18 protein-coding genes and 1 tRNA gene are annotated in these 19,354 nt (G+C 64.7%); 2 read left to right on the forward strand and 17 right to left on the reverse strand.

What is annotated here, in order from left to right; translation table 11 throughout:
- Positions 1-93: 93 nt before the first annotated feature.
- The 13 genes from QQW98_RS11425 to QQW98_RS11485 form a co-directional block, all read right to left on the reverse strand.
- Entirely contained in the window at positions 94-261 is a 168-nt protein-coding gene (locus tag QQW98_RS11425; RefSeq protein WP_290135066.1) for a hypothetical protein, read from the reverse strand.
- Entirely contained in the window at positions 258-1,025 is a 768-nt protein-coding gene (locus QQW98_RS11430) for an MBL fold metallo-hydrolase (protein WP_290135067.1), read from the reverse strand. Before QQW98_RS11430 ends, QQW98_RS11425 begins: the two co-directional genes overlap by 4 nt.
- Positions 1,022-1,798: a TatD family hydrolase gene (locus QQW98_RS11435; protein WP_290136932.1), complete on the reverse strand. Its 777-nt coding sequence runs from the start codon at positions 1,796-1,798 to the stop codon at positions 1,022-1,024. The genes QQW98_RS11430 and QQW98_RS11435 overlap by 4 nt, the downstream gene beginning before the upstream one ends.
- A complete protein-coding gene (metG, locus tag QQW98_RS11440; protein ID WP_290135068.1) occupies positions 1,798-3,357 on the reverse strand; it encodes a methionine--tRNA ligase in 1,560 nt (519 codons plus the stop codon). Before metG ends, QQW98_RS11435 begins: the two co-directional genes overlap by 1 nt.
- A 41-nt stretch (positions 3,358-3,398) precedes the next feature.
- Entirely contained in the window at positions 3,399-4,343 is a 945-nt protein-coding gene (locus QQW98_RS11445) for a DNA polymerase III subunit delta' (RefSeq protein ID WP_290135069.1), read from the reverse strand.
- Positions 4,340-4,978 carry a dTMP kinase gene (gene tmk, locus QQW98_RS11450; protein ID WP_290135070.1) on the reverse strand — a complete coding sequence of 213 codons (639 nt, stop codon included), beginning with the start codon at positions 4,976-4,978 and terminating at the stop codon, positions 4,340-4,342. Before tmk ends, QQW98_RS11445 begins: the two co-directional genes overlap by 4 nt.
- Positions 4,975-6,087, reverse strand: coding sequence for a D-alanyl-D-alanine carboxypeptidase family protein (locus QQW98_RS11455; protein ID WP_290135071.1), 1,113 nt, complete (start codon positions 6,085-6,087; stop codon positions 4,975-4,977). The genes tmk and QQW98_RS11455 overlap by 4 nt, the downstream gene beginning before the upstream one ends.
- 116 nt (positions 6,088-6,203) lie before the next feature.
- Complete coding sequence (locus tag QQW98_RS11460) at positions 6,204-7,151, reverse strand: SPOR domain-containing protein (RefSeq protein WP_290135072.1); 948 nt, start codon at positions 7,149-7,151, stop codon at positions 6,204-6,206.
- On the reverse strand, positions 7,135-8,166 hold the full coding sequence (locus QQW98_RS11465; protein ID WP_290135073.1) for a lytic murein transglycosylase: 1,032 nt from the start codon (positions 8,164-8,166) through the stop codon (positions 7,135-7,137). Before QQW98_RS11465 ends, QQW98_RS11460 begins: the two co-directional genes overlap by 17 nt.
- Before the next feature lie 114 nt (positions 8,167-8,280).
- On the reverse strand, positions 8,281-9,450 hold the full coding sequence (locus tag QQW98_RS11470; protein ID WP_290135074.1) for an alkaline phosphatase D family protein: 1,170 nt from the start codon (positions 9,448-9,450) through the stop codon (positions 8,281-8,283).
- A 16-nt stretch (positions 9,451-9,466) separates the two neighbouring features.
- Positions 9,467-11,941: a TonB-dependent receptor gene (locus QQW98_RS11475; RefSeq protein ID WP_290135075.1), complete on the reverse strand. Its 2,475-nt coding sequence runs from the start codon at positions 11,939-11,941 to the stop codon at positions 9,467-9,469.
- A gap of 206 nt (positions 11,942-12,147) precedes the next feature.
- Positions 12,148-13,065 (reverse strand): isopenicillin N synthase family dioxygenase, encoded by a 918-nt coding sequence (locus QQW98_RS11480; RefSeq protein WP_290135076.1) that lies wholly within the window; start codon positions 13,063-13,065, stop codon positions 12,148-12,150.
- Positions 13,066-13,078: 13 nt separating this feature from the next.
- Positions 13,079-14,395: a NupC/NupG family nucleoside CNT transporter gene (locus QQW98_RS11485; RefSeq protein ID WP_290135077.1), complete on the reverse strand. Its 1,317-nt coding sequence runs from the start codon at positions 14,393-14,395 to the stop codon at positions 13,079-13,081.
- Between the two features lie 137 nt (positions 14,396-14,532).
- Here QQW98_RS11485 and QQW98_RS11490 point away from each other — a divergent pair.
- Positions 14,533-14,622, forward strand: a tRNA-Ser gene (locus tag QQW98_RS11490).
- Positions 14,623-14,785: 163 nt separating this feature from the next.
- A complete protein-coding gene (locus tag QQW98_RS11495) occupies positions 14,786-16,000 on the forward strand; it encodes a DUF819 family protein (protein ID WP_290135078.1) in 1,215 nt (404 codons plus the stop codon).
- Here the strand turns inward: QQW98_RS11495 and QQW98_RS11500 are convergent.
- From QQW98_RS11500 to lpdA, 4 genes are all read right to left on the reverse strand, one after another.
- Entirely contained in the window at positions 15,997-16,158 is a 162-nt protein-coding gene (locus QQW98_RS11500) for a hypothetical protein (protein WP_290135079.1), read from the reverse strand. The genes QQW98_RS11495 and QQW98_RS11500 overlap by 4 nt on opposite strands.
- 71 nt (positions 16,159-16,229) lie before the next feature.
- The gene (locus QQW98_RS11505) at positions 16,230-16,958 is read right to left on the reverse strand and encodes a sulfotransferase-like domain-containing protein (RefSeq protein ID WP_290135080.1); all 729 of its coding nucleotides are present in this window, start codon (positions 16,956-16,958) and stop codon (positions 16,230-16,232) included.
- Positions 16,955-17,908 (reverse strand): aminotransferase class IV, encoded by a 954-nt coding sequence (locus QQW98_RS11510; RefSeq protein ID WP_290135081.1) that lies wholly within the window; start codon positions 17,906-17,908, stop codon positions 16,955-16,957. The genes QQW98_RS11505 and QQW98_RS11510 overlap by 4 nt, the downstream gene beginning before the upstream one ends.
- Positions 17,908-19,317 carry a dihydrolipoyl dehydrogenase gene (lpdA, locus tag QQW98_RS11515; protein ID WP_290135082.1) on the reverse strand — a complete coding sequence of 470 codons (1,410 nt, stop codon included), beginning with the start codon at positions 19,315-19,317 and terminating at the stop codon, positions 17,908-17,910. Before lpdA ends, QQW98_RS11510 begins: the two co-directional genes overlap by 1 nt.
- Positions 19,318-19,354 lie beyond the last annotated feature (37 nt).

The following is a 19,354-nucleotide window of genomic DNA, read 5'->3' on the forward strand; positions in this document are numbered from 1 at the left end:
CATGGCTCCCTCCTTCAATATAACGATGATAATATATATTATGTAAAGTAAGAATTGGCGCGCAGGTGGGGCGAGAAGCGGCCCCGTGGTATTTCAGATCAGGAGATTGATCAGCAGCGTTACGCCGGTGAAGATCGCGGCCCACGTCAGTGCAAGGACCGCCGACTTCTTCCAGCTCAGGCGATAGGATGCCAGCGCGCTGCCGGCTAGGATCAGCCACCCGAGCAGCAATACGATTTGCAGTGTATCGATATCGTTCACAGCGCGATCTCCATCCCGTCATATCCGACGTGCACGTTTGCGGGCGTTTCCCGCGAGACGGCATCGTAATCCATCGAACTGTCGAGATGCGTCAACACCGTCTGCCGCGCAGCCGTCCGCTTGGCCAGATCGAGCGCCATGGCAAGGTTGGCGTGCGTCGGATGCTTTTCCCGGCGCAGGCAATCGCAAACCAGCAGGTCGGCGCCTTTGAAGGTTTCGACCATTTGCTTCGAAATCGTGCTGAAATCCACGGCGTAAACCACCGATTTCCCGTCACAATCGAAGCGGAAACCGGTGCTCTCTGTTGGCCCGTGCGCCATCTGGCACCATTCCACGCCGAAACCGGCAGCCATGCGCAGCCGGTCCAGCGTCTGGAGGTTGACGATGGTCGGGTAGCCGTGCTGGCCTTCGAACACGTAGTCGAAACGCCGCGTAAGTCTCTCTGCGGTCAGCGAAGATGCATAGCCGGCAAGCGGCCCGCCGCGTCCGAAGCGGAGCGGCCGCAGGTCGTCGATACCGTGGCAATGGTCCGCGTGGTCGTGGGTCCAGAATACCGCGTCGAGCCGGTCGATACCATTGTCGAGCATCTGCTGGCGCAGGTCGGTCGATGTATCGACGAGGATCCGCGAGCCCGCCTTGCTCTCCAGTGTAATGGATACCCGGCTACGGCGATTCTTCGGATTGGCCGGATCGCAGCTGCCCCAGTCGTTGCCGAGGCGCGGTACCCCGGTCGAAGTCCCGCAACCGAGGATCGTGACCTTCACGCAGTCGCCTTGGCAAACAGGCGATAGAAGTTTGCTGTGGTCGTCGCTGCCAATTCGTCGGGCGCGACGCCGCGCAGATCGGCGACGAATTCCGCGGTGTTGCGGACGAAGGCAGGCTCGCAGGTCTTTCCCCGGTGCGGCACCGGCGCAAGGAACGGGCTGTCGGTTTCCACGAGCAGCCGGTCGGCCGGCACGCGCGCGGCGACTTCCTGCAGTTCCCTGGCGTTCTTGAACGTCACGATGCCGGAGATCGAGATATAAAGGCCAAGCTCGAGGACGATATCGGCAAAGTCCGACGATGCCGTGAAGCAGTGGATCAGCGCGGGAAAAGCGCCCTTCTCCATCTCCTCGCGAAGGATCCGCGCCGTGTCTTCCTCCGCATCGCGCGTATGGATGATGACGGGCAGCTGCACATCGCGGGCCACGCCGATGTGCATGCGGAACAGGTCCTGCTGCACGCGTCTGTCCGATTTGTCGTAATAATAATCTAGCCCAGTCTCGCCGATGGCGATCACGCGCGCATCGTCGGTCGCTGCGCGCAATTTCTCCGCGCCGAGGTCTTCATGCGCGTCGGCCTCGTGCGGGTGGATGCCGATGCTGGCCCATACGTCCTTCTCGCGCCGGGCCGTGCCGACGACGCGGTCCCATTCGCTCAGGCGCGTGGAGATGTTGAGAAAGGCGCCCACCCCTGCTGCGCGCGCGCGGTCCAGCACATCCTGCTGGTTCTCGACCAACCCTTCGTATTCGAGGTGGCAATGGCTATCGACCAGCATCACGCATCCTCCTGCGCCGGCAGTTCAAGCCGCGGGAATGCGGGCGTGGGTTTCGCCACGGGAAAGCCGCTTTCGACCAGGCGATCGAACCATGCCGCATTCGCCAGGTCGGCAAAGGATCGCGCTTCCGCGCCGATGCCGAGCTGGTCGAGGATCGCCGCGGCCTTTTCCGGCACGACCGGTTGGATGGCGATCGCGAGGTCGCGGATGGCGATGAAGAGCGTCTGCAGCACGGCCTTCATCCGCTCCGGATCGGTCTTTTTGAGCGTCCACGGGGCTTGCTCGTCGACATACTGGTTGCAAGCATAAACCGCCTGCATCCACGCCTCGATTCCGACCGAGAAGTTCAGCTTTTCAAACTCTTCCGGCAAGGTCTTCGCGCAGGCTCGATTGACGTCGCCAAGCAGTTTCCCGTCCTCGGGGGCACGTTCGAACCGTTCCAGCACGCCGTCCATGTTCTTGACGATCATCGAAAGCGTGCGCTGCACCAGGTTGCCGAAACTGTTGGCCAGTTCCGCGTTGGCGCGCGTGACGATGGCTTCGGGCGAATAGCTGCCGTCCTGCCCGAAATGCACTTCGCGCAGCAGGAAATAGCGCAGCGTGTCGACGCCGAACTGCTCGGCCAGCGCCATCGGGTCGGTCACGTTGCCGAGCGACTTCGATTCCTTTTGCCCGCGATTGAGCAGGAAACCGTGGCCGAAAACCTTTTTGGGCAGCGGGATGTCCGCGCTCATCAGGAAAGCCGGCCAGTAGATCGTGTGGAAGCGGACGATGTCCTTGCCGATCAGGTGCAGATCGGCCGGCCAGAAAGTCTCCCACAGATCGGTCTTGTCGGGATAGCCGAGGCCGGTGACGTAGTTCGTCAGCGCATCGACCCACACATACATCACGTGCTCGTCGCTGCCCGGCACGCCCACGCCCCAGTCGAAGCTGGTGCGGCTGACCGACAGGTCCTTCAACCCGCCGGAAACGAATGCGACCATCTCGTTGCGCCGGCTTTCCGGTTCGAGAAAGCCGGGTTTCTGCAGCAATTCGAGCAACTTGTCCTGGTATTTGGACAAGCGGAAGAACCAGCTTTCCTCGACCGTCCATTCGACCGGCGTGCCTTGCGGGGAGAGTTTTTCGCCCCCCTCCCCTGCGGTCAGCTCCTTCTCGTCGTAATAGGCTTCGTCGCGAACGGAGTACCAGCCTTCGTAGCGGTCGAGATAGAGATCGCCCTTGGCTTCCATCGCCTGCCAGATCGCCTGGCTGGCGCGGTGGTGATCTTCGTCCACCGTGCGGATGAAGCGGTCGTAACGCACGTTAAGTCCGTCGCACATCTCGCGGAAATAGCCGGACATTTCGTCCGCCAGCTCGCGCGGAGTGATACCCTGCTCCTCCGCCTTGCGCGCCATCTTCAGCCCGTGCTCGTCGGTGCCGGTCTGGAAGCGAACCTCGCGCCCCATCTGCCGCTGGAAGCGGGCGATGACATCGGCGGCAATGGCCTCGTAGGCATGGCCGATATGCGGCCGCCCATTGGGATAGGAAATCGCGGTGGTGATGTAGAATGGCTGGGCCATCGGCCGGGCAAGCTTCCTGCTGGGGACGGGCGGGTGCGGGGTCAGGCCGCTTCCCTATCCGCCGCCGCCGATGCGAGCAAGCTGCCGATTTCCATCACCAGCAGGCCGGGATCGAAATTGTAGGTCGGCACTTGCTCCCCGAGGCGGACGACCGCGGCATAGGCATTGGCCAGCTTTCCGAGATCTGCGGGCCCGGTTTCGCGCATGGCGCCGGCCAGCACGCTGCGCGCAAGGTCGATGGCCGCCAGCTGTCGCTCGCGCGTCGGTCGCTGTCCCATGGCGGCCGCAAGTTGTCCGCGCAGGATCAGCTGCGGGTCCGGATCGGACAGCAGGCGGACCATGATGGCGTGGAGCGGGGCGAGGTCGAGCGCGATGAAGCGCTCCGCCGCTCCGGGAGAGCCGGCCGCGGCTGCCACCGCTGCGTCACGCACGGAGCGGTCGGCGTCGGGCGCCATTTCGGCAACGAGCCGCGCCACGGCATCGTCTTCGAGCGGGGCGAAGCGCAGGGTGCGGCAGCGCGAGCGGATCGTCGGCAGCAGGCGGCCGGGCCGATGGGAAACGAGCAGGAAATAGGTCCCGGCGGGCGGTTCCTCCAGGCTCTTGAGCAAGGCGTTGGCAGCGCCGCGCTCCATGTCGTCCGCCGGCTCCACGATGATTGCGCGGCGTTCGCCCAGCGTAGGCCGGGTCGTGATGCGGCGCTGGACTGCGCGGACCTGGTCGATCGTGATGTTGCGCTTGAGCTCGAACGGCTTGCCGTCGTCCTTCTTCTTCTGCTCCTTGTCGTCCTTGGGCAGGTGGGTGAGGGGGAGGATGTCGGGATGCGCGCCGTCGCTTTCTGCGCCCACCAGCGCCCGGGCGGCTTCATCGGCGAAGCTTCCCTTGCCGAGACCCTGCGGCCCGGCGAGCAGCCATGCATGGTGCAGCCGCGCCCCGCCCAGCGCGGCCTGCCATTGTGACCAGGCTTCCGGATGGCGCGCGGCGCTCATGCGCGGGCTTCCAGCAAAGGCTCGACTATTTGCAGGATCCGGCCATGCACGGTGTCCGCGCTGCCGCTGCCGTCGATGACGGCAAAGCGCTCCGGCTCGTCCGCGGCGATCTGCGCGAAGCGGGCAGCCACCCGCGCGTGATATTCCATTTCGCGCCCGCCGATACGGTCGCTGCCGTCGACGTCGCGTGCGGCGAGCCGCGGGGCCGCGTCGCCTGCCGGGAGCGAGAGCAAAACGGTGAGATCGGGCAACAGGCCGCCGCTGCCGACTTCGTGCAGGGCCATGATGTCGCCGTCGGACAGCCCGCCTCCGCCGCCCTGGTAGGCGCGGGTGGAATCGATGAAGCGGTCGCAGATGACCCAGCGCCCGGCCTCGAGCGCGGGACGAATGCGGCGTTCGACATGGTCGGAGCGGGCGGCGGCAAACAGCAGCGTCTCCGCGCGCGGTTCCCAGCCTGCCCCGGCGGGATCGAGTAGCAGGTCGCGGATCGCCTCCGCACCCGGCGTCCCGCCCGGTTCGCGGGTCAGTTCCGCCGCTATGCCCCGCGCGGCGAGGGATTCGGCGAGGAGGCGCGCCTGCGTAGACTTGCCCGCCCCTTCCCCGCCTTCGAATGCGATGAATACGCCGCGGATCACGTGACGATGCCCCGCACGCCGTTCCACAGCCGTGTCCAGAAGCCGGCCTCCGCCACGTCTTCCGCTGCGACGAGCGGGATGCGGTGGCTGCCGTGCCCGGCAATGCTGACTTCCAGCTCGGCGATTTCCTCGCCCTTGGCGATCGGAGCCGGAATCGGGCCAAGATACTTGATCGATAGCGACACGTCGCCGGCGGCTGTGCCCCGCGGCAGGGAGGCGTGGATCTGCTGGTCGGCCAACAGGTCGACTGTGGCACTCGCCCCGTTCTGGACCTCTGCAGCGCCCACCAAGGTGTCCTTGGCGAACAGGCGCTTCGTGGAAAACGCATCGAAGCCCCATTCCACCAGCTCGATCGCGGCCTTGTTACGCCCGCGGCCTGTGGGCGCTGCCGCCGTAACCACCACGAGCCGGCGCCCGTCCCGCATGGCGGAACCGAGGAAGCCGTACCCAGCCTCGTTGGTGTAGCCGGTCTTGATCCCATCCGCACCTTCGACCTTGCCGACGAGGGGATCGTGATTGGCTTGCGCAATGCCGTTGAAAGAGAAGCCTTCTCGGCCGAAGAAGTGGTTGTAGAGCGCCGGATGCTGTGTCGTGATCGCCCTGGCGAGGATGGCGAGATCGCGCGCCGTGGTGAATGTCGCGCCGCCATCCATCCAGCCGTTGGGCGTGCCGAAATGGCTGTTGCGCATACCCAGCTTGCGCGCGGCGGCGTTCATCTCCGCGACCCATTTGTCGACCGAGCCAGCCCCGTGCGTGGCCAGCACGATGGCGCCGTCGTTGGCGGAGACTGCTGTAATCCCGCGCAGCAGTTCCTCCACCGTGGCCACGTCGCCGACTTCGAGGAACATGGTGGAGCCTACCCCGCCCCATTCCTCGGCAATGTCGGCGTTCACCACCACTCTTTGGCGCAGGTCCATCTGCTTCGCCGCGAGCTTCTCGAACGCGACATAAGCGGTCATCACCTTGGTGATAGAGGCCGGGATGAAGCGCCGGTCAGCGTTGCGGGCCGCCAGCGTCTGGTTGGTCGACACGTCGAGCAGGAGGACGATCGGCACTTCCTCTGCGGAGGCGCTGACCGGAAGCTCGCCCGGCGATGCCGGGTCGCCCACCTGCGCGGTGGCGGGCCACGCGCACAGGAGGAGGCAGGCGATCAGGCTGGCGGATTGTTTTGGCCGGAAGATGGCGCGGCTTTCCTTCGGGACCGCTCGCCCATCGGATGGCCGAGTCAGTCGGTTGTGACGATACGCGCGTCGCTATAACCCGCTGCCCGCACCTTGGCGAGCGAGGCTTCGGCCTCTCCACGGTTTGCGAAAGGGCCGGTTCGCACACGGAAATAGCGTCCGGAGCGCTCGACCGTTCCGCCCAGGACGCTTGCCGCCCGGGCGGCACGGTCGTCGGTGGAAAAGGATGCAGCCTGCACGAACAGAGCGGCGCTCTCGCTCGCCGGGGATGCAGGCGGCGGTGCGGCTTCGGCAGGTTCCGACGGCTGCGGCACGGCGAGCGGCGCCAGTACGGGGGCGGTATTGTCTGCTACCGTGGGTGCAGGAACGGGCGCGGCGGTACTCGGCGCCACGGCGACCTGTTGCGGCGGCGTGGGGCGCAAAGGGACGCTGGCCGGTGCATCGAGCTTGCGCTTCAGCACCTCGACCAGCGACATCGGCGTGTCCATGCGGGAGGAGGCGGCCAGCCCCTGGCGCAGCAGGGCGCGGTCTTCCTCCAGCGCGTTGACCCGGCGAATGCGCACGGGCGTGCCGTCGCTCGCGCCCAAGGCCGTCAGCGCACCGGGCGACAGGGCGGCGATGCGCCCGTTCACCATCGGTCCGCGCCGTTCCACGCGCGCGAGGATCGTCTTGCCGGTTTCGAGCGATGTGACCTCGACATAGCTGGGATAGGGCAGCGTCTGGTGGGCGATTGTCATGCCCTCCCCGCCCATATCGTCCGCAGCGGCATAGCCGACTTCGTCGTAATTGAGGACGTCGACGGGTTCGTAAAGCACGCCGTCGATCCGGTAGGGTTCGCCGACGACCAATGGGTAATCGGCTGCCGGCCCCGTGCGCGGCAGCGGGGCGCTATACGAGGTTTCCGGAGTGCCCGCGCCGCTGGCACAGGCGGCCAGCGACGTGCTTAACGCCAGGATCGACAGGCGCGCGAAACGCTCAACGGGAAATCTCATCTGCAAGTAGTCCCACACTCATCGCATAGTAGTTCGAGCAGTTATATTCGAGGATAACCCTGTAATTTCCGGTTAAGAGGTACTGCGGCGCGTTGGGTCCGTCTGGCGCGAACAGGCTGGCGAGCACGTCGTCGGCCAGCGGGCGCTGGGGCTGGATGCCGAGCCGTTTCCATTCGCCGACCGTCTTCCACTGGCTGTGCCGCTCGTGCACTCGCTCGCACACGGGAGAGGTCAGGTCGGTTGCGTAGGCTTCCGGGGAGACATTGCTCGGCACATAGGCGCGCACGCCCCACGGAATGCCCGGGCGCCAGCCGGAATCGCGGAAATAGTTGGCGATGGAATGGATTGTGTCGGTGCGGTTGTCGAAGATGTTGGCGATGCCGTCGCCGTCCCCGTCCACCGCCAGGCGCAAATAGACGCTCGGCAGGAACTGCGGGTTGCCGAAGGCGCCCGCCCAGCTTCCGACAAGCTTGGAGCGCGGCATGCCGCGGTCGGCGATCTTGAGCAGCGCGATCAGCTCGCCTTCGAACAGGTCGCGGCGGCGCCCTTCCCATGCCAGCGTGGCGAGCGAACGGGCGAGGTCGAAATTGCCGCGATAGCCGCCGTAATTTGTCTCGTGCCCCCAGATCGCCATGATGATCTCGCCCGGCACGCCGTACTCGCGCTCGACCTGCATCAGTGTCTGGTATGTCGCGCCATACATATCGCGCCCGCGGCCGATGCGGGTCGGGTTGACGTGAGTACTGATATAGGGCGCCATGGCGGGATAGCCGCTCCGGCTCGGCGATCCGGGCTGCGCGCGGTCGAGCTCGATCACCCGGGAATTGGGCGTCAGGCTGTAAAGATAGCTGGAAATCGTATTTTCGCTCACCCCTTGCGCGCGCGCCTTGCCGGCGACGATCTGCATATAGGCATCGAAGCTCATGTCCTGCGCCGAAGCGGCGATCGGCAAAGCCAGAGCGGGGGCAAGAGCGAGGGAGAGAAAGGCGAGGAGTTGGCGGGTGATAGATATCATGGGTGCCGTGATGTCACATCGTACCCGTCCTGCAAATGAATGATCGACGAGACGCACGAAAAAGGGCGGCAAGGCCCCTGCCCTGCCGCCCCTGTCGGTAACGATCCGCCGGCCTCAGAAGCTGTAGGTCTCGCCCACGATTTCCTGCCCCTCGTCGTCCATCAGCCGCATCGCTACGCGGCGGGCGGACCAGTCGATGTCGAGCAGGCCGAAGTTCTCCTCGGTGATCATCGGGGATGAACGGCGCGGATCGGGCTCCCGCGCGTCGGCATCGTCGCTGACGAAAGCGAGGTTGAGCGAGGACGAGGTAAACTCGCGGAATTCCTCGTCCATCCCCTCTGGCCGGTGGCGATAGAAAGCGCCCGAATGACGGTCGCCCGACAGCAGGATCATGCCCGATGCCGCGCGGTTGCCCAGCATTTGCAGCAGACGCTGCCGTTCAAGCTGCATCGTGGCCCAGCTTTCGAAATGATGCGCCTCGGTCAGCACCTGGATCGAGGAGACGACGATGCGCAGGTCGGCAGGTTTCGCCAGCTCCTGCTCAAGCCAGCGCCACTGCTCCGCCCCCAGCATGGAGTCGCCGGGGTTGCTGGCGAAGGCATAGCCGCCGAGCGGGCGACGCTCCTCCTGATAGGGGTATTCGGTCAGGTCGGTGCGGAAGAAGCGTGTGTCGAGGATGATGAACTGGACGCGCTGCCCGGCGGGGCCGGCCGTGAAGCTGTCGTAAACGCCGGGACGCGACCGGACCCGGTCGTTGCTGGCCCAGAAATTCTCGAAGATCGTCTCCGACCATTCCTTGGCAAAGAAGCTGCCGCCGGAATCGTTGGGGCCGAAATCGTGGTCGTCCCACGTGGCGAACGTGGGCACTGCGCCGACGAAGTTTGCGAATTCCGCATGGCCCGCCTGCAGGCGGTAGGCATCGACGAAAGTCGAAAGGTCCGCCGCCCCGCGATATCCGACATCGGCATAGACGTTGTCGCCGATGGCGAGGAACAGCTGGGGGTCGAAGCTGCCGATGACGGGCCAGGCGTCCTGGCTGCGTTGCTGGTGGTTGCAGCTGCCGAAGGCGAAGCGGGTGATGGCGCGGGAGCTATCCAGCGCGGGCGTGGTCATCCGCGGCAGGTCCGTGGCGCGTTCCAGCTGAGCGTAATAGCCGCGCAGCGCCTCGGGTGCGGAGCCGTTGGAGGCAATTTCCTGTGGCGCAGATACGCAAGCGGCGGCCCCCGAGAGGGCCGCCGCCATTGTGATCGTGCGCAAGGAGTTCTTGGCGATCGATTGCATCATGTTGCCGAGATGCCGGTCAAAAGCCGAAGACCAACGAGATACTGCCCGCCCGAGGCGCGCCGATCTGCGCAAAGGGGACACCGTCAAGCGAGCCACCGAAGTAGCCAACGAAGACTTCATCGAACACGTTCGTTACGTTGATCTGGATCGCGGCTTCGCGGCCGGGGAGATACTCTGCCAACAGGATACGAGCGTCGAGATCTACCAGGGTGTACCCTGGAATCGTTTCTTCGTTCAGGTCGTTGACGAAGCGTTCGCCGGTGTATTTCACCTGTGCGCCAAGCTCCACCGGACCCAGCGAAATCTGGCCGCGAGCACCGAGAGTGTAGTTCGGCGTGCCGCTTTCGCGGTTTCCGGCGGTAGCGAGGAAATCGCCGGCATCATCCTGCACGTCTTCCTTGATTTCGGATTCGTTGAGCGAACCGAAAACGTAGAGCAGCGTGTTGCGGGTCGGGCTCCAAGCCAACGACGCATCAAGGCCGTATTTATCGACCCGGCCGAGGTTACGGAACAGGAATTCGTCGAGCACCGGGTCGTAAGCGGTCGCGAGGCGGTTGTTGTACCGGGTGTACCAACCGGCCAGCTGACCGGTGAGCGAACCCGAACCGAACCGCAGGCCTGCATCGAAACTGTCAGTCGTTTCAGGAACCGGCTGTGCCGACTCCGCGTCGCCGAAGAACAGCGAGTCATACAGCGGATCGGTGCCAGGTACCGAAAGACCCTTGGCGTAATTGGCGAAGACGGACGCATCTCCGAAGGCGTAGGTCAAGCCGACGTTGGGCAGTACATCGTCGTAATTGTACGTGCGCGAAACCGGTGCGACGGCATTCGGATTGGCGGCCTCGTACGCGGTGGTGTCCTGATCGCCCAGGCAGTCGACGAAGCCCGAAGCCGTCGTCGTATAGCAATTCTGGTTCAGTTCGCGCGTGAAGAACGGAACGCGCAGACCGATTTGCGTGGTCAGATCGCCGAATTCGCCGCGATACTCGCCCGAAACCTGATGAAGGATCGCGTAGGACAGGCGATCGCGCTTGTTCAGTTCGAAGCCGTCGGAGGTGAGCAGCGGATCGTTGACCGCAAACACATCGTAGGGCTCGCCATTCGGGAAGAGGAACGTGGTCTGACCGGTCTGGCGATGACGCGCACGATCCCACGTGTAAGCGACGCGGAAGCGATTGTAATCGTCGAGATCGAAAATTAGGTTCGACACAACGCCGTAACGATCGGTCTGGGTCTGGCTGGGATCAAGACCGGCAACACGGTCGAGCAGGTCACCGTCGTTGTTGAGGTCGCGACCGTAATAGTATCCGCCACTGACGAAGCCGGTGTAGTCCACACCGCCACGATTGGCGAAGCCTTCGCGAAGGTCTTCTACACCGCCGCCGTTAGCCTTGACGTACTGATAGCTCGGATCGATAGTCAGGGTCAGGCGATCCGAAAGCGTAATCAGCGACGAGCCGCGGATATTGCCGGTGTTCGACGGGTTATAACGACGATCGAATTCGACGCCGCAATTGCCGCTGCTGCTGCTGTCCGACCATGTATCCGCGACATTGGGCGTCCCCGCACCGAACGAACCGCCGAGCTGGGTTTCGGGAATCTGGCACGGATAGTTGATGTTGTAGAAACGGTCTTCGCCTTCGAAATTCTCGACCAGATCGCGCAGGGCGAGGATCGGGAAGCTGCCGAAGAAGTTGTTGCGGTTCTGGTTATAGTGACCGGCGATCGAAACGAAGTCGCCGCCACCCAGCTCCTGGTAAATTCGCGCGTTGTACTGCTGTTTCTCGACTTCACCATAGTTGTTGAACGGGTTGTCGTATTTGGTGATCGAACCGGAGACGAACGCCTTCGTGCCTGCGCCCGTGAAATCCCCGGTATCGATCATGCCGAACGCGCGACGGTAGGGGCGGCTGCCCGAACCCTCTGCCAGCACGTCGCCGAAGGTAACAGTGACAACTGCATCGAGTTCGTCGCCCGGCACGCGGGTGCGCAGGTTGACCGTGCCGCCGGCAGCCGATGCGGTGGGGCTATCGACATCCGTCACACCGAGGTTGACGTTGACCTGTTCCAGCACTTCGGGATCGACCTGCTGGTTGGTGTAGAGGGCGTAGTTGCCCGAATCGTTCAGCGGAATGCCGTCGACGGTCTGGGAAACTCGATCGGCACCGAAGCCGCGGATGGTGAAGCCACCACCCGACGAACCCCACGGGTCGTTGTTCTGGAAGCTGACACCCGGAACGAGATTGATGATATCGTTGACCGTCTGGCCCGGACGCTGGCGGCGGATGATCTCTTCGTCGAGAACCTGCTTGGCCTTCGGCGTATCGGGAATCTCAACCCCGCCGACATCGGTTTCCAGAGCGCCGGTGACGACGATTGTGTTGTCTTCTTCTTCGAAATCCACCGAACCGGTCGATTGCGCATAGGCGGCACTGGAGAAGGACATGCCGATCCCGGCGACGCCCGTTGCGAGGAGATACTTGAGCTTCATGGCGATACGTTCCCTTGAAATGCTATCGTCGCGCGAATCAAAATCGCGTCGAGGGCTGCTAGGGGGTCTTTATGTGTCGCCTATGTGACAGGCTAGGTTCAGGGAGCGCCTGACCGCTGTTTTTGACAGCTGCGACGGGTTTCTTTTCCGCACCGTTGCTGCATTGCAACACAAATTGCGGGTGCTGGGCCAGGCTGGCCGAAACGTCAGGCCAGGTTGATCTCGCGCAGGCGTTCCATCAGGTAATCGTGGCTGCTAATCGGTTCCGGTGCTTCGTCGCCTTCGACCACGCAGCTTGCCAGCGGTTCGATCCGGAAATCTGGCCGGAAGTGCAGGAAGAAGGGCATCGAATAGCGCGAGCGACGGGCAGCTTCGCCCACGGGGTTGACCACGCGGTGCGTGGTCGAACGCAGGCGGTAATTGGTCAGGCGCTGCAGCATGTCACCGATGTTTACGGCCAGAGCGCCCGGCGGCGGGGAGACGGGGATCCACTCCCCTTCCCTGCTCTTGAGTTCGAGGCCGGCCTCTTCCGCGCCGAGCAGCAGGGTGATCGTATTGATGTCCTCATGCGCGGCAGCACGGATCGCCCCCTCGCTGCCTTCGACGGGCGGATAGTGGAGCAGGCGCATGACCGAATTGCCCTTGTCCACCGTGGGCGCGAACCAGTCCCTTTCCAGGCCGAGATGGATGGCGATGGCCGAGAGGATCTTGGCGCCGGCTTCCTCGAACTGGGCGTAAAGCTCGCGGAACGTGTCCTCGAAGCCGTCCACCTCGCCCGGCCAGACGTTGGGCGGCATGAATTCGGCAAGCGGGTCGCCTTCGGGCAAGTCGCGGCCCACGTGCCAGAATTCCTTCAGGTCGTGGATCGAGGCGTCCTTGGCCTTTTCCGTGCCGAACGGCGTGTAACCGCGCGCCCCGCCGCCGCCTTCGATCTTGTAGGCGCGCTTGGTTGCGCCCGGCAGCGCGAAGAATTCGCGGCTCTTCGCTTCGGCGCGGGCGATCAGGTCCTGGTCGATTCCGTGGTCGCGGACGATGGCAAAGCCGTATTCGGAAAAGCTGCGGCCGAGCTCGTCGGCAAGGTCTTCGAGCGGGTTGGCGAGCGAAACGGAGGCAATCTGGGTCATGCCCGGCCCGATATTACGCCAGCATCAGACCTGCAAGCGCCGCGCTCATCAAATTGGCGAGCGAACCGGCCGCCAGCGCGCGCAGGCCAAGCCGCGCGATAACCGGGCGCTGGTTGGGCGCAAGCCCGCCGGTCACCGCCATCTGGATCGCGATCGAGCTGAAATTGGCAAAGCCGCACAGGGCGAAGATGGCGATTGCACGGCTGCGTTCGCTCAGCGCGCCTTCGGCCAGGTCCTTGAGCTCGATGAAGGCGACGAATTCGTTGAGGACGATCTTGGTGCCGAACAGCCCGCCTGCGACCTGGGCCTCCCCCCAGGGAATGCCGAGCAGCCACATGACGGGCGCGAAGATAGTGCCGAGGATCACCTGGAAGGAAAGGTCGGGATAGCCGAACCAGCCGCCGATCCCGCCGAGCAGCCCGTTGGCCAGCGCGACCAGGGCGACGAAAGCCAGCACCATCGCGCCGACCGCCACCGCCAGCTTGAGGCCGGTCTGCGCGCCTTGTGCCGCAGCCTCGATGATGTTGGATGCGCGCTCGTCGTCGGCCGTGGCTTCCGCCAGTTCGTGGTCGTGCGAAGCATGGCGCTCGGTAATGGCCGCCGGCCCTTCCCCGCTGACCCGCTTGTTCGGCAAGGCAAGCTCGCCTTCCGCTGCGGCGCTGGGCTCGCCGTCGTCCGGCATGATGATCTTCGCCATCAGGATGCCGCCGGGCGCAGACATGAAGGCGGCGGCCAGAAGGTAAGGCAGGAATTCCGAACCAAGCAGGCCGGCGTAGGCGGCAAGGATCGTGCCTGCGACACCCGCCATGCCGACGCTCATCAGGGTGAACAGGCGGCTGGGCGTAAGGGCGGCGAGATAGGGCCGGACCACCAGCGGGCTTTCGGACTGGCCGACGAAAATGTTGGCCGCGCTGGCGAGCGCCTCCACCCGGCTGATTCCGGTGATCCAGCCGATCGCCCCGCCCACCCAGCGCACGATCCGCTGCATGATGCCGAGGTGGTACAGGATCGAAATGATCGAGGCGAAGAAGATGATGACGGGTAATGCCGCCAGCGCGAAGGTGTTCACGAAGGGGTTGGTATCGGGCGGCCCGAACAGGAACGCCGTGCCCGCATCGGCATAGCCGAGCAACGCGGAGACGCCCCGCGCCATCCCGTTGATTGCCGCGCGCCCCCATTCGGTGCGCAAGACCAGAAAGGCGAGCAATGCCTGCAGCGCAAAGGCCGCGCCCACGATCCGCAGGCGGATCCGCCGCTTGCCGACCGACAGCAGGAACGCGATCGCCAGGATCGCCACGATACCGAGAATATTGATCAGCCAGACGGGCACGCACGCCTCCCTATCGGCCTTGCGGCCCTTGACCCAGTGCGACGCCCTCTTTCCTGCCCTTCAGGCCTGAGTCAAACGCCGCCGTGCAGCAAGCGGGTGACAAGCGCGCCCCGCCTCGCTAGCGGGGCTTTGCTCGCGGACAGGTGGCAGAGCGGTTGAATGCACCGGTCTTGAAAACCGGCAAGGGTGCAAGCCCTTCGTGGGTTCGAATCCCACCCTGTCCGCCAGCGACGCGACAGATGGGTCGTGTCGATGGGCGGACATGGCGTGAAGGCGAGAACCCACCGGGTTCGGAGTCGGAGCGTAGCGGAGACGGCCAGAGCGGAGCGGCGGCCAATCCCACCCTGTCCGCCAGACCATTGAACGATGCCTTGGGAGGGGCTTCGAAACGTGATTTCAGACGACCGGATCATCTTCGGGCTGCTCGCAGCCGTGCTCGCCTTCGTATTCGCGACGCGGGGCCGCGCGGGCTGGGCGAAGTTCTATACTTTCGTGCCGATCATCCTCGTCTGCTATCTCGTGCCTTCGCTGATGGTGACCTTCGGGCTGATCGATGTGAGCGAAAGCCAGCTGTGGCCCGCTGCCAAGGACTATTTCCTGCCCGCCGCGCTGTTCCTGATGACGCTCAGCATCGACATGAAGGGCATCATCAGCCTGGGGCCGAAGGCGCTCATCATGTTCGGCACGGCGACGCTCGGCATCATCATCGGCGGGCCCATCGCGCTGTGGACGGTCGCGCAGTTCGACCCCTCGATCATCGGTACCGGCGATACCGCGGCATGGCGCGGGCTTGCCACGCTGGCGGGCAGCTGGATCGGCGGCGGCGCGAACCAGACCGCCATGCTGGAAGTCTATGGCTACGACGAGAGCCGCTATGCCGCGCTGATCGCGGTCGACATCATCGTCGCGAACATCTGGATGGTGTTCCTGCTTTACGGCGCCGGCGCCAGCGAGCGGGTGGACCGCTGGCTCGGCGCCGACAGCAGCGCCATCGACCGGCTGCGCGACAAGATGGCCGACTACACCGCCTCGGTCGAGCGGGTGGCCAGTGCCAACGATCTGGTCCTGCTGCTGGGCGCGACCTTTGCCGTGGTCGGCCTGTCACACCTCGTGGGTACGGGGCTGGAAGCGTTTTTCGCCGATCTGCTCGGCCCCGAAAGCGTGCTCGCCAGCAGCTTCTTCTGGGTCGTGGTCGTCGCCACCACGCTGGGCCTGGGTGCCAGTTTCACGCGGGCGCGCGACCTCGAAGGCGTGGGCGCATCGAAGTTCGGCACGGTATTCATCTTCATGCTGGTCGTGATCATCGGCACGAAGATGAACATCCTGCAGCTGGGCGATGCGCCGGGTTTCATGGCGGTCGGGCTGATCTGGATGCTGGTGCATGTGTTCGTGCTACTCGCGGTCGCCAAGATCATCCGCGCGCCGTTCTTCTTCGTCGCGGTGGGCAGCAAGGCCAATGTGGGCGGCGCGGCTTCCGCCCCGGTCGTCGCCGCAGCATTCCATCCGGCGCTGGCCCCGGTCGGCGTGCTGCTGGCCGTCCTCGGCTATGCCGTTGGGACCTATGGCGCGATCATCTGCGCGGAGATGATGCGCGCGATCGGTTAGTCGTCAGACTTTTCCTCACGATCTTCCGGCAGGGTCGTGAGTTCGCGGTACTGCTCCGTCTTTTCCTTCGGATAGCGGCTCGGCGTGGTCGAGCCCTGGTTCATCAGCGCGCGGTGTTCCTTGATCGTCTTGCTGTCTTCGTTCGTCTTGTCGGTCATGGGATACTCCTTGCCCCACCAACGAACAGGGCGCGGAAGGGTTTCGCGTGCCCTGCCGCCAAGGCGCGCAATCAAGCCGAGATAGCGTGCCGCGCGAGCGCTTCGTAATCCGCGCGGCAGGCCTCGGCCGCCCGCGCATACTCGCCGTCCAGATCGGGCATATCGCCCGGCGGCGGCCCGAAACCGGTCGAGGCATTCACGGCATCGTACCAGTGCGCGCCCCACACGCCGTCTTCCGCATGTGGCCCCTGGGCCCAGCCCAGCATTTCCGGGTCCCATGCAATGCCCAGCGCCTCGCACAGTTTCGAAAGCACGGCGGCAGGCGCGGCAAGGATGGCATCGCTATCGACCACCGGCGGCGCGCTTCCCAGCCGGTCCGCCTCCCGCTCGAAATAGTCGCGCACCTGCGCAAAGCCGAGCTCCTCGACGCTGCGCAGCTCGTTCTTCTTGCGATAGCTCGCCACGACCCGCTCCGGCGCGCGGATCAGGAAAGCATTGCGGTGGCCGGGCATGTCATCGATGGACACCGGGCCGACCATGTGGTGCGGCATGTGCTTCTGGTACCAGACGGGTGCGCCGCCCGGCGCCTTCCCGGACTGCGCGCGAAGCACGGATTGCCAGTCGCAATCCATGTCGGCGATGGTTTCCGCAGCCATCGGGTGCTGCGCGCCGCTGTGCTTCAGATAGGCGCCATAGAACGGCTCGTCCGATACCGCGCAGTCGCTTCGCGCGCCGAAGCTGCGCATCATCGCGGTCGAGATATTGCGCGGGCCCGACCACATGGCAATGCGGATCGTCATGCCTGTGCCGAGCTTTGCCGAAGGGGGCGCTCCCGTGCCGAAACGTCGGCGCCGATCCGCTCGAGATAAAGCTGCTGCAAGCGCTCCACCATCGGCCCGCGCTCCTTGCCGAGCACGCGGCCATCGACCGTGCCGACCGGAGCCACCCCGGCGAAGGTGCCCGTGGTGAAGGCCTCGTCCGCGCCGTAGACGTGGGTGAGGGAGAAATTGCGTTCGAAGGTCGGGATGCCCGCTGCCCGCGCGATTTCCAGCACCACGCCGCGGGTGATCCCGTCGAGGCAATAATCGCCGCTGCTGGTCCACACCTCGCCATCGCGCACGATGAAGAAGTGGGTGGAATTGCAGGTGGCGACGAAGCCGTGGGGGTCGAGCATCAGCCCCTCGTCCGCGCCGGCCTGCGTCGCCTGGATGCAGGCGGTGATGCAGTTCAGCTTGCTGTGCGAATTCAGCATCGGGTCCTGCACATCGGGATAGCCGCGCCGCACGTGCACCGTGGCGAGATCGAGCATGCGGGTCGCGGTTTCCGGTGCAGGCTCCTTCCATTCGGGGATGATGACGATGGTCGCCGGCGTCGCCACCACGCGCGGGTCCTGGTACGGCGTGGAGCGGATGCCGCGGGTCACCATCAGCCGCAGGTGCGCGCCGCCATCGTCCATCCCGTTGGCATCGAGCACGGCGTAAAGCCGCCGCTCCAGCTCCGCCCGGTCGATCCCGATGTCCATCGCGATGGCTTTCGCCCCGCGGTAAAGGCGGTCGAGGTGCCGGTCGAGGAAAGCCAGCCGGCCGCGGTGGAGGCGGATACCCTCCCACACGCCGTCGCCCAGCATGAACCCGCTGTCGAAGACGCTGACCTTCGCTTCCTCGCGCGCAAGATGCTCCCCGTTCACATCGATCAGGATCGCCGCGTTGCGCGGATCAGGCAGGTAGCTGTGGGTGCCCCGCCCCTCCACTAGATGTGGATCGCCTTGCCGTAGGCCGCGAGCACGCTTTCGTGCATCATCTCGCTCAAGGTCGGGTGGGCGAAGACGGTGTTCATCAGCTCTGCCTCGGTCGTCTCCAGCGTCTTGCCGACGACATAGCCCTGGATCAGTTCGGTCACTTCCGCGCCGATCATGTGCGCGCCCAGCAGTTCGCCGGTTTTCGCGTCGAACACGGTCTTGATGAAGCCGTTCGCCTCGCCCAGCGCGATCGCCTTGCCGTTGCCGATGAAGGGGAAGTTGCCGATCTTCACCTCGTGCCCCGCTTCCTTCGCCTTCGCTTCGGTCAGGCCGACGCTGGCGACTTGCGGGTGGCAATAGGTGCAGCCGGGGATGTTGCGCTTGTCCAGCGCATGCGGATGCAGATCCTCGTTGCCGAGTTCCTGGGCGATGCTTTCCGCCGCGCAGACGCCTTCGTGGCTGGCCTTGTGCGCCAGCCACGGGCCGGGCACGCAGTCGCCGATGGCCCAGAGGCCCTTTGTTTTCGTACGGCCATAGTCGTCGATCTGGATGAAGCCGCGGTCCATTTCGACCAGCTTGTCGATGCCGATGTTCTCGGTGTTGGGCTGGATGCCGATGGCGACGATGGCGTGGCTGAATTCTTCGGTCGCGACCTTCCCATCCTTCCCCTTGATCTTGGCGGTCACGCCCTTTTCGGAGGTCTTCAGGTCCTCGAGCCCGGTGCCGGTGCGGATCGTCATGCCCTGCTTGGTGAGCGATTTTTCGAGGAAGGCGGACACCTCCTCGTCTTCCACCGGCACGATCCGGTCGAGCATTTCGACCACGGTCACTTCGGCGCCCATGTCGTTGTAGAAGCTGGCGAATTCGATCCCGATCGCGCCGCTGCCGATGACCAGCAGCTTCGTCGGCATTTCGGGCGGGGTCATCGCGGTGCGATAGGTCCAGATGCGCTTGCCGTCCGCCGGGGCGAAGGGCAGGTCGCGCGCGCGTGCACCGGTGGCGAGAATGACGTGTTTGGCGGTCAGCTTCTCCTCACCCTTTTCGCCCTTCACCGTCATCGAGGTGGCGCCGGTCATCGTGCCCTCCCCCATGTGAACGGCGATCTTGTTCTTCTTCATCAGGTGGGTGACGCCCTGGTTCAGCTGCTTCGCCACGCCGCGGCTACGTTTCACCACGGCTTCCAGGTCGGCTTCGATCCCTTGCGCCTTGAGGCCGTAGTCGCCGGCGTTCTGCATGTAATGCATGACCTCGGCAGAGCGGAGCAGCGCCTTGGTCGGGATGCAGCCCCAGTTGAGGCAGATGCCGCCCAGGTTCTCCCGCTCAACGATGGCGGTCTTCAGCCCCAACTGCGCGCAGCGGATCGCCGCGACATAGCCGCCGGGGCCGCTTCCGAGAACGATGACGTCGTATTGGTCAGCCACTAACTACACTCCAAAATACCCGTTCGCCCTGAGCCTG

Source organism: Alteriqipengyuania flavescens, from assembly GCF_030406725.1.
GTDB classification, from domain to species: Bacteria; Pseudomonadota; Alphaproteobacteria; order Sphingomonadales; family Sphingomonadaceae; genus Alteriqipengyuania_B; species Alteriqipengyuania_B flavescens.

Coding starts and splice junctions, on each gene's coding strand:
- QQW98_RS11435 (WP_290136932.1), bottom strand. CDS start 1,798: ATGCTGGTCGATAGCCATTGCCACCTCGAATACGAAGGGTTGGTCGAG.
- metG (WP_290135068.1), bottom strand. CDS start 3,357: ATGGCCCAGCCATTCTACATCACCACCGCGATTTCCTATCCCAATGGG.
- QQW98_RS11445 (WP_290135069.1), bottom strand. CDS start 4,343: ATGAGCGCCGCGCGCCATCCGGAAGCCTGGTCACAATGGCAGGCCGCG.
- QQW98_RS11460 (WP_290135072.1), bottom strand. CDS start 7,151: ATGAGATTTCCCGTTGAGCGTTTCGCGCGCCTGTCGATCCTGGCGTTA.
- QQW98_RS11465 (WP_290135073.1), bottom strand. CDS start 8,166: ATGATATCTATCACCCGCCAACTCCTCGCCTTTCTCTCCCTCGCTCTT.
- QQW98_RS11470 (WP_290135074.1), bottom strand. CDS start 9,450: ATGATGCAATCGATCGCCAAGAACTCCTTGCGCACGATCACAATGGCG.
- QQW98_RS11475 (WP_290135075.1), bottom strand. CDS start 11,941: ATGAAGCTCAAGTATCTCCTCGCAACGGGCGTCGCCGGGATCGGCATG.
- QQW98_RS11480 (WP_290135076.1), bottom strand. CDS start 13,065: ATGACCCAGATTGCCTCCGTTTCGCTCGCCAACCCGCTCGAAGACCTT.
- QQW98_RS11500 (WP_290135079.1), bottom strand. CDS start 16,158: ATGACCGACAAGACGAACGAAGACAGCAAGACGATCAAGGAACACCGC.
- QQW98_RS11505 (WP_290135080.1), bottom strand. CDS start 16,958: ATGACGATCCGCATTGCCATGTGGTCGGGCCCGCGCAATATCTCGACC.